Annotated in this window: 8 protein-coding genes; 7 read left to right on the top strand and 1 reads right to left on the bottom strand. The window is 70.6% G+C overall.

From position 1 onward, the window contains the following. The first annotated feature begins 85 nt into the window (after positions 1 to 85). The 7 genes from ACFWDI_RS29920 (at position 86) to ACFWDI_RS29890 (ending at position 10,841) form a co-directional block, all read left to right on the top strand. Complete coding sequence (locus ACFWDI_RS29920; RefSeq protein WP_362680245.1) at positions 86 to 1,054, top strand: AraC family transcriptional regulator; 969 nt, start codon at positions 86 to 88, stop codon at positions 1,052 to 1,054. A gap of 86 nt (positions 1,055 to 1,140) precedes the next feature. Then, positions 1,141 to 2,571, top strand: coding sequence for a 4-hydroxyphenylacetate 3-hydroxylase family protein (locus ACFWDI_RS29915; RefSeq protein WP_385308712.1), 1,431 nt, complete (start codon positions 1,141 to 1,143; stop codon positions 2,569 to 2,571). Then, positions 2,568 to 3,989 (top strand): MFS transporter, encoded by a 1,422-nt coding sequence (locus ACFWDI_RS29910; RefSeq protein WP_385308710.1) that lies wholly within the window; start codon positions 2,568 to 2,570, stop codon positions 3,987 to 3,989. Before ACFWDI_RS29915 ends, ACFWDI_RS29910 begins: the two co-directional genes overlap by 4 nt. A gap of 96 nt (positions 3,990 to 4,085) precedes the next feature. Next, on the top strand, positions 4,086 to 5,231 hold the full coding sequence (locus ACFWDI_RS29905; protein WP_327326189.1) for a monodechloroaminopyrrolnitrin synthase PrnB family protein: 1,146 nt from the start codon (positions 4,086 to 4,088) through the stop codon (positions 5,229 to 5,231). Between the two features lie 23 nt (positions 5,232 to 5,254). Further along, positions 5,255 to 6,541, top strand: a complete 1,287-nt coding sequence (locus ACFWDI_RS29900; RefSeq protein ID WP_385308708.1) for a flavin-dependent oxidoreductase — start codon at positions 5,255 to 5,257, stop codon at positions 6,539 to 6,541. A 139-nt stretch (positions 6,542 to 6,680) separates the two neighbouring features. Next, entirely contained in the window at positions 6,681 to 9,338 is a 2,658-nt protein-coding gene (glgP, locus tag ACFWDI_RS29895) for an alpha-glucan family phosphorylase (RefSeq protein ID WP_385308706.1), read from the top strand. A gap of 279 nt (positions 9,339 to 9,617) precedes the next feature. Continuing rightward, complete coding sequence (locus tag ACFWDI_RS29890; RefSeq protein WP_385308705.1) at positions 9,618 to 10,841, top strand: alginate lyase family protein; 1,224 nt, start codon at positions 9,618 to 9,620, stop codon at positions 10,839 to 10,841. Positions 10,842 to 10,911: 70 nt separating this feature from the next. On the opposite strand, the gene ACFWDI_RS29885 is transcribed toward ACFWDI_RS29890, so the two are convergent. Beyond that, a complete protein-coding gene (locus ACFWDI_RS29885) occupies positions 10,912 to 12,951 on the bottom strand; it encodes a M4 family metallopeptidase (RefSeq protein WP_385308703.1) in 2,040 nt (679 codons plus the stop codon). Between the last annotated feature and the right edge of the window lie 106 nt (positions 12,952 to 13,057).

Below are 13,057 nucleotides of genomic sequence, written 5' to 3'. Positions count from 1 at the left end.
CTGCCGTGAACGGCTCTTCCAGGCTCGCGTCGGTGGCTTCGGCCGATCAATTAACAAACCGGGGCGGAGGTTGAAGGATCGTCCAATGGAACCCACGGAATCCGAAGGCGACGATCTCCTCAGCGAACTGCTGAAACCCCTCCGTCTCACCGGGGTCTTCGACAGCCGCTGGCATGTCAGCGCACCCTGGGCCATCGAGGGCGACGCGGAACAGAGCTGCGCCGTACTCCACTTCATCACCGAGGGCGGCTGCTGGATCACCGGCGAGGACCAGACCCCGCTCGAACTGCACGAAGGCGACCTCGCCGTGTTCCCCACCGGCACCGCCCACCGGCTCTCCGACCGGCCCGACCGGCGGGGCGTGGCGCTCGCCGCCGTACTGCCCGAGCGCCAGCCCGGCACCTCCGGCGAGATCAGGATCGAGGGCGAAGGCCCCGAGAGCCGCCTCCTCTGCGCCGGACTGCACTACGACGCCAGCGCCGCCACCGGCCTCTACAAGGCGCTGCCCTGGGCGCTGGTGCTCGACGGCTCCCAGGTGGACAAGGAGCCGCTGCTGCGCGACACGCTGCGGCTGCTCGCCGCCACCGACCGGCCCGTGGGTCCCGGCGACCGGCTGATCACGCTGCGCGCCTTCGAGATGGCGCTGGTCCTCGCGCTGCGGCCGCTGCTGCGCGAGCTCGCCGACAACCCTTCCTCGCTGCCCGTGCTGCGCCACCCGGGCATCAGCAAGGCCATGGTGATCATCGCGACCCGGTTCGCGGAGCCCTGGACCATCGAGTCGCTCGCCCGCGAGGTCGGCATGTCCCGTTCCGCCTTCACCGCCGCCTTCCGTGATCTGGTCGGCGAGGCGCCCGCACGGCATCTGACGGGCCGGCGGATGCAGGAGGCGGCCCGACTGCTCGGCGAGACCTCGCTGCCGCAGTCGGCCGTGCCGCAGCGCGTCGGCTACCAGAGCGCCGTCGGCTTCCACCTCGCTTTCCGGAAGTGGTACGGAATGACGCCGGGGGAGTACCGGTCGGGAAGCCCCTCAGCTGCAAGGCTGGCCGGTTATTAACTACCGCTGGACGGTCGTTCATTGCCCTGCGTCCTTGGCGGGATACAGGCTCGCTGAGTCGAGAGCCATCCGTTTGAGGAGAGACGTTGACCAGGTCCGGCCAGGATTACCTCGAGTCGCTGTGTGACGGGCGCGAGGTGTGGCTCGACGGCGAACGGGTCAAGGACGTCACCCGCCACGCCGGCTTCCGCAACACCGCGGCGTCGATCGCCGGCCTGTACGACCTGGCGCACGACTCCGAGTACAGCGAAGTGCTCACCTCCGGCGGCGTCCACCGGGCCTTCGCCGTACCGCGCTCGTACGAGGACCTGGTCGCGCGTCGCACCGCGTACAAGGTGTGGGCGGAGTCGAGCTTCGGCTTCCTCGGCCGTACGCCGGACTACATGGCGGGCGGTGCCGCCGGCTTCGCCGCCGTGCCGCGGCTGTTCACCACCGACTCCTTCGACGGCGCCGAGAACGCTCTCGCTTTCCACCGCAGGCTCGCCGAGGGCGATCTGTACTCGGCCTTCACCATCACCAACCCGCACTCCGGCAAGGGGGACGACGATCTGGTGGTGCGGGTCGTCGCCGAGAAGGACGGCGGGATCGTGGTGAGCGGCGCGAAGATGATCGGCACCGGCGCGGTCTTCGCCGACGAGGTGATCGTCGGCACGATCGAGCCGCTGGCCCCGGAGGACGTGGAGCACGCGCTGTGCTTCTCCCTCCCGGTCGACACGCCGGGCCTGAAGTTCGTCTCGCGTACGTCCTACGAGGCACAGGCCCGGAGCGTCTTCGACAACCCGCTCTCCTCCCGCTTCGACGAGAACGACGCGCTGCTCGTGTGCGAAGAGGTCTTCGTACCGTGGGAGCGGGTGCTGACCTACCGCAATGTCGAGGCGACCGGCGCGATGTGGTGGCAGACCCCTGCCTATCTCAACTTCGGGCACCAGGCGGCCACCCGCTTCTGGACCAAGCTCGAATTCCTCACCGGCCTCGCCATCCTGCTGACCCGCGCCAACAAGACGTACCAACTGCCGCCCGTCACCCAGTCGGTCGGCCGGCTGCTCGGCATGGTCGCCCAGGCCAAGGCCTTTGTACTGGCCGCCGAGGCCGACTGCGAACAGGTCGACGGCGGCCGCGGCGGCGTCATGCCCGGCCAGGAGATCTCCTTCGCCCAGCGCATCATGGCCGGCGAGCTCTACCCGCGCGCCGTCCAGGAGATCAAGCTGCTCGCGGGCGGCGGCGTCATCCAGCTGCCCGCGTCCGCCGAGGACCTGCTCCACCCTCAGCTCGGTCCCGTCGTCCAGAAGTACCTGCGCGCGCCCGGCACTGGGGCCGAGGACCGGATCAAGCTGCTCAAGCTGGTCTGGGACGCACTCGGTTCGGAGTTCGCCGGACGCCATGAGCAGTACGAGCGCTTCTACCACGGCGCCCCGCACGTCTATCTGACCATGCAGACGTGGGCGGGCGGCGCCGAGAGCTGCGAGGAGCTGGCCCAGGCCTGCCTCGACGGCTATGGCCTGAGGACCGGCAAGTGACCTCGGCCCGAACGGGCGCCGCGCTCGCGCTGCTCGCCTCCACCCAGCTGCTGCTGATCATGGACACCGCGATCATCAATGTCGCGCTGCCGTCGGTCGGCGACGACCTCGGCTCCGGCTCGGCCGGTCTGTCCTGGGTGGCCAACGCGTATCTGATCACCTTCGGCGGGCTGCTGCTGCTCGGCGGCCGCACCGCCGATCTGCTCGGCCACCGGCGGCTCTACCTCACCGGCCTCGGACTGCTGGCCGCCGCCTCCGCGGCCGGCGGCATCGCCGGGACGGCGGGCGCGCTGATCGCCGCGCGGGCGGTGCAGGGCGTGGGGGCCGCACTCGCCGCCGCCGCGGCGTTCGCGCTGCTGCTCAACCTCTTCCCGGACGGGCCCGGCCGGCACAAGGCGCTCGGCGTGTTCGCCGCGATGGGCGGACTCGGCGGTGTACTGGGCACCGTGCTCGGTGGCGTACTCACCGATCTGCTCGGCTGGCGCTCCACGTTCTGGCTCAATGTGCTCGGCGGTCTTGTGCTCGGGTTACTCGCACTGCGCTTTCTCGACGGGGGGACGCGCAGCGCACAGCCCGGCTTCGACGTCGGCGGCGCGCTCACCGCCACCGGCGGCCTCGGCCTGATCGCGTACGCACTCGTCGGCGCGGGCGAGGCGGGCTGGACCTCCCCGCGCACGCTCGCCGCCGGCGGCGCCGGTCTCGCCCTCCTCGCCGCCTTCGCCGTCGTCGAGTCGAGGATCGCCCGCCCGCTGGTGCCACCCGCCGTGCTGCGCCGGCCCGCACTGCGCCTCGCCAACCTCCTCAGCGCGCTGGCCCAGATGGCGCTGTTCCCGATGTTCTTCCTGGTCAGCCTCTATCTGCAGAGCGTGCTCGGACAGTCCCCGCTGACCGGCGGCCTCGGACTGCTGCCGCTGTCGCTCGTCGTCGTCGCCGTCGCGCCGCAGACCGGCCGTCTCATCCTCCGTATCGGGCTCGGATCCACCATGAGGCTCGGCTTCGCACTGCTCTTCGCCGGCATGGTCTGGCTGGCGCTCGCGCTCGCCGCCGACGGCACCTTCCTCAGCACGGTCCTCGCGCCCAGCATGGTCCTCGGCATCGCTCTGCCGCTGGTCATGGTCACCACCAATGTGGCCGCCACCGCGGACGCCGCGCCCGAGGAGACCGGGCTCGCCTCCGGACTCATCAACACCAGCCAGCAGTTCGGCTCGGTCCTCGGACTCGCCGTCCTGGTGGCCGTCGCGACCACCGGCACCGGGGCGGCTGACGGGGCCGGCGCCGAGACCGCCGGCTTCCGGTCCGCGCTGCTGGTCGGCGCCGGCTTCGCGGCCCTGGCCGCCCTGCTCTCCGTACGGCTGCGACTGCCCGTACCCGCGATGGCGCCGCCACGCCAGGACCGCGTGGGCGGCGCCGTGGAGTGACCGTGTGCGGCGCGAAAGCGTGCGGAGAACGCATGCGGCGAACAGCGTCCGGTGACCGCGTGACGCCGGCCGCTCCGCATCCCACCCACTGAATCGATGTTGCCCGAGGGGGGCATTCCGTTGACCCTGTACGACCTTGTCGCGCCCGGTCTCGATCTGCGCGGTGAACCGCGTTACCGGATAGCCGAGATACGCGCGGCCGACCCGCTCGGCGCCGACGCGCTGCTCGCCGCGCTGCCCACGATGAACGCCGACGCCGATGTGCCCGCGCTCACCGTCGCCCTGCGCACCCTCGTACCCGACCCCGACCGGGTCGCCGCGCTCGGCGTCACCGACGCGCTCGCCGCCATGCGCGACCTCGGCATCCTCCTCGGCTCCCTCAAACGCCACGGCACCGAACCCGTCGCCGCCGTGCCCGAAGTCCTGCCGGTGCTCGAGGAGCTGGGACGGCGCACCGACATGGTGCCGCGCGACACGGTGCACCACTACACGACCTGGAACCCGCTCGGACCCCGGCAGCGGATGTACACGGGCGACAAGATGGAGGGCAACCTCCAGGACGCCGTGCGGATGGTCTTCCCGAGCCTGGTCGCCGCACTCGACACCTGCGCGGAACTGGCCCGCCTGGAACCGTACGAACCCGGCTTCGCCCTCGCGCTCGACCGTATGGCGCAGCATGTGCAGTCCATGGTCGACTCCATCGACTTCACCGTCGCCAATGTCTCACCGGTCTTCTTCGCGCAGGAGATGCGCTCCTACTTCGAGGAGATCGACGTCGCGGGCCACGAATACCTCGGCCCGGCCGCCGCCCAGGTGCCGCTCTGGCTGGTCGATCTGACGCTGTGGCAGTGCGACCGCAGCAACCCCGCATACGACGAGTTCCTCCGCGAATCGGTGCAGTACAGCCTCCCCTCCTGGCGCGACCACTTCGCCAGGCACCAGGGCGGGACCTCCGCCGTCTCCAAGCTCTCCGCCGCCATCAGCTGGGAGGCGGTCGACCGGCTGCCGCCGCAGCTCGCCGCGTCCGCGGTCTCCCTCACCCGGGTGCTGCGCATCCTCAAGACCTTCCGCGCCCGCCATATGACCGTCGCCCGCAAGGCGTACAGCGACGAGGTGCGTCTGTACGAGATGGGCAGCGGAGGGGCCCCGATCGCACTGCTGCGCTCGGTGCTCGATCTCACCAGGGACAACGAGACCCTCGTACGCCGCTCCGTCGAGCGGCCGCACACCCCCGCTGCCTGACCGTCCCAGGAGGTCCGTCCCCCATGACCCACATAATGATCGCCGGCGGTGGCATCGCCGGCCTCACCGCGGCACTCGCCCTGCACACCGCCGGATTCGAGAGGATCACCGTCGTCGAGACGGCCCGCCGGATCCAGCCGGTCGGCGCCGGGCTGAACCTCATGCCCAACGCGGTACGCGAACTCGACGCGCTCGGGCTGCTCGACCGGCTCGAGGAGCTGGCCGTACGGACCCGTGAGCTGCGCTACTACCACTGCCGCGGCGGACTCGTCTCCCGCGAGCCGCGCGGTCTCGGCGCCGGGTACCACTGGCCGCAGCTCTCCATCCAGCGCGGCGACCTCCAGCTGGCCCTCGCCGACGCGGTACGCGAACGGCTCGGCCCCGGCGCGCTCGTGGGCGGCGTCCGGGTCATCGGCCTCGACCCGCTTCCCGACGGCCGGCCCCGCGTCCAGCTGGAGCACCGCGACGGCGCACGGCGCGGCAAGGCCTCCCTCGAACCGGATGTCCTCATCGGCGCCGACGGCATCCGCTCGACGGTGCGCGCGGCCCTCAACCCGGGCGAGGGCGAGCCGCCGTGGAACGGCATGCTCGTGTGGCGCGGCGTCTCCTCGCTGCCCGCCCATCGGATCGGCACCTTCATGTTCATCGCGGGCGACGACCGGCAGAAGGCCGTCGTCTACCCGATGACCGAGCCCGCCGGGGACACCGGCGAGGTGCTCGTCAACTGGGCGCTCGCGATGCCTGCCGACTCCATCGACGACGCTACGCGCGGAGACTGGAACCGGCCGGTGCCGGTCGCCACATTCCTGCACCACTACGAGGGCTGGGACTTCGACGGCGTCAGCGTCCCCGAAGTGCTCCGGGCCGCCGACACCGCCTTCGAGTACCCGATGGTGGACCGCGAGCCGCTCGCGCGCTGGTCGTACGGCCGTACGACGCTGATCGGCGACGCCGCCCACGCCATGTACCCGATCGGCTCCAACGGCGCGACCCAGTCCATCGTCGACGGCCGCGCGCTGGCCCACGCCATGGCCCGGTACCCGGATCCGGTCGAGGCGCTGGCCGCTTACGAGGCGGAGCGCAGGCCCGCCATGACCGAGCTTCAGCGGGCGAACCGGCAGCTGGGCCCCGAGGTCGTCATCAATATGGCTCATGAGCGTGCGCCGGACGGCTTCACCGACATCCACGAGGTGATACCTGCGCGGGAACTCGCCGAGATCGCCGCCCGGTATGCGGCGACCGGAGCCTTCGACCCGGAGACCGTCAACCAGGGTTCCCCGTACGGCATTTCGACGCGTTCGCCTCGCTGAGTGCCCCCGCGGGCGCCCGCCGGACGACCGCGCGCCGTGGTTGAGGAGGCGCGGCTACCACTACCGTCTGGGGTGACGGAGAGGCGCACACCGTCGTGCGTCCCCTCGGATGCGTACCTCCCCTGCGAAGGTGGGACCCGTGAAGGCCATTCGTCGATTCACCGTCCGCCCCGTCCTCCCCGAACCGCTCAGCCCGCTCAGCGATCTGGCGCGCAATCTGCGCTGGTCCTGGCACACCGAGACCCGTGACCTCTTCCAGGCCGTCGACCCCGAGGGATGGCAGGCGGCGGGCGGCGACCCCGTGCGGCTGCTCGGGGCCGTGTCCGCCGCCCGACTGGCCGAGCTGGCCGGAGACCGGCGCTTTCTGCGCAGACTGACCGCCGTGGCCGACGACCTGGACGACTATCTGCTCGGGCGCAGGTGGTACCAGGCACACAGCGGCACCTCCGATGTCATCGACCCCGATGCGCCGGAATTCCCGGCCGCGGTCGCCTACTTCTCCCCGGAGTTCGGCGTCACCGCCGCGCTCCCGCAGTACTCCGGCGGCCTCGGCATCCTCGCCGGCGACCATCTCAAGGCAGCCAGCGACCTCGGCGTACCGCTCATCGGCGTCGGGCTGCTCTACCGCCACGGCTACTTCCGCCAGTCGTTGTCCCGCGACGGCTGGCAGCAGGAGCACTACCCGCTTCTCGATCCGAACGAGCTCCCGGTGAGCCTGCTGCGGGAGGCCGAGGGGACACCCGTCCAGGTGTCTCTCGCGCTGCCCGGCGGGCGTTCGCTGCGCGCGCACATCTGGGTCGCCCAGGTCGGCCGCGTACCGCTGCTGATGCTCGACTCGGACGTCGAGGAGAACGGCCCGGGCGAGCGCGATGTCACCGACCGGCTGTACGGCGGCGGCAGCGAGCACCGGCTGCTGCAGGAGATGCTCCTGGGGATCGGGGGAGTACGGGCGGTACGTGCGTACTGCCGGCTGGCCGGCCACCCCGCGCCCGAGGTGTTCCACACCAACGAGGGGCACGCCGGCTTCCTCGGCCTGGAGCGCATCCGCGAACTGGGTGACACGGGCCTCGACTTCGACGCGGCCCTGGAGGCGGTCCGGGCCGGGACCGTGTTCACCACACACACGCCGGTGCCCGCCGGGATCGACCGTTTCGACCGCGAGCTCGTCGCACGCCACTTCGGCGACCGCGGGGAGCTGGCCGGAGTCCCGGTCGAGAAGGTGCTCCAGCTCGGTATGGAGACCTATCCGGGCGGCGAGCCCAATCTCTTCAACATGGCGGTGATGGGGCTGCGGCTGGCCCAGCGCGCCAACGGGGTTTCCGTCCTGCACGGGGCGGTGAGCCGCGGTATGTTCGCCGGCCTGTGGCCCGGCTTCGACGCCGAGGAGGTGCCGATCACCTCGGTCACCAACGGGGTGCACGCGCCGACCTGGGTGGCTCCCGAGGTGTTCCGGCTCGGTGCGCGCCAGATCGGCCCGGGCCGCACCGAGGACGCCCTGTCCGTGGGCGACTCCGAGCGCTGGGACGCCGTCGCGGACATCGCGGACGCCGACATCTGGGAGCTCCGCCGCGCGCTGCGTGAACAGCTGGTCCTGGAGGTACGGGAGCGGCTGCACGCCTCCTGGCGGCAGCGCGGCGCGGGCGCGGCCGAACTGGGCTGGATCGACGGGGTGCTCGACCCCGACGTACTGACCATCGGGTTCGCCCGCCGGGTCCCCTCGTACAAACGGCTCACTCTGATGCTGCGCGACCGCGACCGGCTGATGGAGCTGCTGCTCCACCCCACCAGGCCCATCCAGATCGTCGTCGCGGGCAAGGCGCATCCGGCGGACGACAGCGGTAAGCGGCTGGTGCGGGAGCTGGTGCGGTTCGCCGACGATCCGCGGGTCCGCCATCGCATCGTCTTCCTGCCCGACTACGGCATGGCGATGGCGCAGAAGCTCTACCCGGGCTGCGATGTGTGGCTGAACAATCCGCTGCGGCCGCTGGAGGCCTGCGGGACGAGCGGGATGAAGGCCGCGCTGAACGGCTGCCTCAACCTGTCCGTGCTCGACGGCTGGTGGGACGAGTGGTTCGAGCCGGACTTCGGCTGGGCCATTCCCACCGCGGACGGCTCGGCCACCGACGACGACCGCCGCGACGAGCTGGAGGCGAGCGCGCTGTACGAGCTGATCGAGGAGCGGGTGGCACCCCGCTTCTACGACCGCAACGGCAGCGGACTGCCCGAGCGCTGGATCGAGATGGTCCGCCGGACGCTGACCACGCTCGGTCCCAAGGTGCTCGCCGGCCGCATGGTGCGCGAGTACGTGGAGCGCTTGTACGCCCCGGCCGCCCAGGCCCACCGTTCCCTGAACGCGGACACCGCAAGCGAGTTGGCGGCCTGGAAGTCCCGGGTGCGCAGTGCCTGGCCTCGGGTGGCCGTCGACCATGTGGAGGCCCTCGAACAGGCCGCGCCCGCGGGCACGGCCGAGCTGGGCTCCACTCTCGCGCTCCGGGTACGGGTCGCCCTGGGCGGCCTTCAGCCGGACGATGTGGAGGTGCAGGCGGTGGCGGGCCGGGTCGACTCCGACGACGCGATCGCCGGCGCCCAGACCACCCCGCTGAAGCCGACGAGCGGCCCCGACCTGGATGGCCGCTGGGTGTACGAGGGCCCGCTCGCGCTCGACCGTACGGGCCCCTTCGGCTACACGGTGCGGATCCTGCCGGACCACCGACTGCTCGCCGCCAGTGCGGATCTGGGGCTGGTCGCGCTGCCGACGGAGGCCACGGGGGAGGGCGCGGGCGTGCTGATGCGCTGATGCGTTGATCAATGGGGTTGGTGCGCTGATTCACGGTGATGTCCGCGCATTGCCGCAGGGCGAACCCGGCCGCATCCGCGGCCGGGTTCGCCCATGTGTAAGGCCCGAGCCTTCAGCGACGGGATTGACCCGGTCTTTCTTCACACCTTGAACTCGAAGCCTTGACGTGCTCATGGGATGCCTTTAGTTTCCTCACCCATCATGGCGTTCACTCTTACGCTCAACGTTCATATGAGTGAACTCAGTTGGAGAGCGATCCCACCCGGAAGGCCACCCCCCATGCGTACCGGATCACGCGCCCTGCGCCGACCAAGAGCGCTTCTGCTCGCCCTCGCCGCAGTCCTGGCCTCAGCCCTGGCCGCGGTGCTGACAGCCCCGGCATCAGCCGTCAAGGACACCGCTCAACAGGCCGCCGCACCCGCGGCGTTCACCCACCCCGGCGTGCTCGTCGGCCGCCCCCAGCTCGACTTCGTGAAGGCGAAGGTCAAGGCCGGCGCCGAGCCCTGGAAGTCCGCCTACGATCAGCTGCTCAGCAGCAAGTACGCCTCGCTGTCGCGTACCGCCAAGCCCCGCGCGGTCGTCGAGTGCGGCTCGTACTCCAACCCCAACATCGGCTGTACGGACGAGCGCGAGGACGCCATCGCCGCGTACACCCTCTCGCTGGCCTGGTACATCGGCGGGGACAGCCGGTACGCCAGGAAGTCGATGGAGATCATGGACGCCTGGTCCGCCGTGATCAAGAACCACACCAACAGCAACGCCCCGCTGCAGACCGGCTGGGCCGGATCCTCCTGGCCCCGGGCCGCCGAGATAGTCAAGTACACCTACAGCTCCTGGCCGAACTCCCCTCGCTTCGGCACCATGCTGCGCACTGTCTACCTCCGCGAGGTGATCAACGGCTCGCACTCCAACGGCAACTGGGAGCTGAGCATGACGGAGGCCGCGATCGGTATCGCCGTCTTCCTGGAGGACCGCGGCGCCTACGACAAGGCCGTCGCCACATTCCGCGGCCGCGTTCCCGCGTACATCTATCTGACCTCCGACGGCTCGCTGCCGAAGACCGCACCCGGCTCCGGTCTCGACACCCGCGACAAGATCATCAAGTACTGGCAGGGCCAGTCGACGTTCATGGACGGTCTCAGCCAGGAGACCTGCCGCGACCTCACCCACACCGGATACGGACTCTCCGCCATCTCGCACATAGCCGAGACCAGCCGTATCCAGGGCCGGGACCTCTACCCGGAGGTCGCCGACCGGCTTCGGCACGCGCTCGGGCTGCATGCCAAGTATCAGCTCGGCACGCCCGTGCCCGGCAACCTCTGCAACGGCAGCCTCAAGGACAAGCTCGGCCCCGTCACCGAGGTCGGCTTCAACGCCCTGCACAACCGCATGGGCATCGACATGAACAACACCCAGCGCCTCACCGAGCAGCAGCGGCCCGCGGGCTCGAACAACCTGTTCGTGGCGTGGGAGACCCTGACGCACGCCGGCAACCCCGCGTAGAACGCGGAAGCTGCCCGGGGGCTCGGCCCCCGGGCAGCTTCTTGCGTCAAGGCTCAGACCTTCGGTCGGTTCAGAAGGTGAGCTTGAAGCTGTTGATGTAGCCGGTGTCGTAGGCCGCCTTGTCCTGGACCCGCAGCTTCCAGGCGCCGTTGGCGACCTCGGAGGAGGCGTTGACCGTGTACGTCGCCTGGACGTTGTCCGCCGAGTCGGAGGAGCTGAACGGCTTCAGGTTGTACACCGTTCCGTCCGGGGCGACCAGGTCGACGACCAGGTCCCCGCGCCAGGTGTGGATGATGTCCACGCCCACCTTGAGGGTGGCCGGGGCGTTGCCCGTACGGCCCGTGACGTTGACCGTCGAGGTGACAGCCGCGCCGTTGTCCGGGATCGCGACGTCAGCGGTGTTCTCGAAGACCGTGCCGCCGGGGTCCGGGTCGCCGCCGCCGGGGCGGGCGCCGACGTTGATGCCGGCCCACGCGTCGGTCACGGACTTGACCTCGGCGCTGGTGGCTCCGTACAGCTCCGTCGCCACCGCGATGGTGCCGGTGCGCGCCGACGCGTAGTTGGTCGTGGAGTTGAACTTCGTGGTGAGCGCCTTGAACCAGATGAGCGAGGCCTTGTCGCGGCCGATGCCGGTCACGGGCAGACCGTCGGAGGTCGGCGAGTCGTAGTTGACGCCGTTGATGACCTTGGCGCCGCTGCCCTCGGAGAGCAGGTAGTACCAGTGGTTCGCCGGGCCCGAGGAGTAGTGCACGTCGACGCCGCCGATACCCGAGTACCAGGCGTCCTTGGACGCGCCGTCCTTGCTCGGCTTGTCCATGTAGCGCAGCGGGGTGCCGTCGCCGTTGATGTCGATCTTCTCGCCGACCAGGTAGTCACCCTTGTCCTGGGCGTTGTTGGCGTAGAACTCGACGGCCGCGGCGAAGATGTCGGACGTCGCCTCGTTGAGACCGCCGGACTCGCCGCTGTAGACGAGCTTCGCGGTGGCGGCGGTGACGCCGTGGGTCATCTCGTGCGCGGCCACGTCGATGGACGTGAGCGGCTTGGCGTTGCCCGAGCCGTCGCCGTACGTCATGCAGAAGCAGCTGTCCTGCCAGAACGCGTTGACGTACGCGTTGCCGTAGTGGACACGGGAGTACGCGCCGACACCGTCACCGCGGATGCCGGAGCGGCCGTGCACGTTCTTGTAGTAGTCCCAGGTGAGCCCGGCGCCGTAGGCGGCGTCCGCGCCGGCGGTCTCCGGGTCGGAGGCCTGGCCGTTGCCCCAGACGTCGTCCGCACCCGAGTACAGGGTGCCGGTGCCGCTGGAGCCGTGGTTCAGGTTGTACGTCTTGTGGTTGCCTCGCCCGGAGTCGGTGAGGTTGTACGTGGAGCCGGACTGCACGCTGCCGACCGTCACCGAGCCGCTGTACTGCGTGTTGCCGGTGCCGTTCTCGACGGCCTGCCACTCGAAGAGCTTCTTGCCGGTGGAGGCGTCGGTGACGACGTGCAGCTCGTTCGGGGTGCCGTCGTCCTGGAGGCCGCCGACGACGGTCTCGTACGCGAGAGTCGGCGTGCCCGACGCCAGCCAGACCACCTTGCGCGGTGCGCGGTCGGCCTTGGCCTTCGCCGAGCCCGCCGCCTTGGCCGCGCCCAGCGCCTGCTTCTCGGCGGTGGCCGGAGCGACGTCGGCGCTGGTGTCGATGTTCTTCAGGACCGACCTGGAGGCCTTGCTGACCGACTCGGTGGCGCCCGCCTTGGTCTCGGCGACCACCAGGTCGCCGCCGAGGACCGGGAGTCCGGCGTAGGTGCGCTCGTAGCGGGTGTGCGTGGTGCCGTCACGGTCCTGCGTGACGTCCCGCACGACGAGCTTCTCCTGGGCGGTGAGGCCCAGTTCCTTGGCGGTCGCCGCCGTGGTGGCGCTCGCCTTGCGGATCAGCTCGGCGCGCTGCGCGGGGCTGAGGTTCAGCGGCAGGGCGCCGGGGTCGGCCTTCCCTGCCCTCGCTGCCGCCGGGGCGGCGGTCGCCGCCGGTTCGGCCGATGACGTACCCGTCTGGAATCCGACCGCCAGGAGGGCGGCGGTGGCTATGAGAGCTCCGGTTGCGGTGGTGCGCCGGCGAGGCGTGGGTCTCACGCGAACTCCTTCTGCGAGGGGGGTACCGGTCGGCTGGGTGGGGCCGGCCGGGCAGAGCATGCGGAGCGTGTGGTAATGGGTCGGGGGAAGAGTGACAGGACTGAAC

The organism is Streptomyces sp. NPDC060064 (assembly GCF_042736455.1).
Lineage (GTDB): Bacteria > Actinomycetota > Actinomycetes > Streptomycetales > Streptomycetaceae > Streptomyces.
Note: the sequence above shows the minus strand (reverse complement) of the source record. Positions and strands in the feature narration are given on the sequence as shown.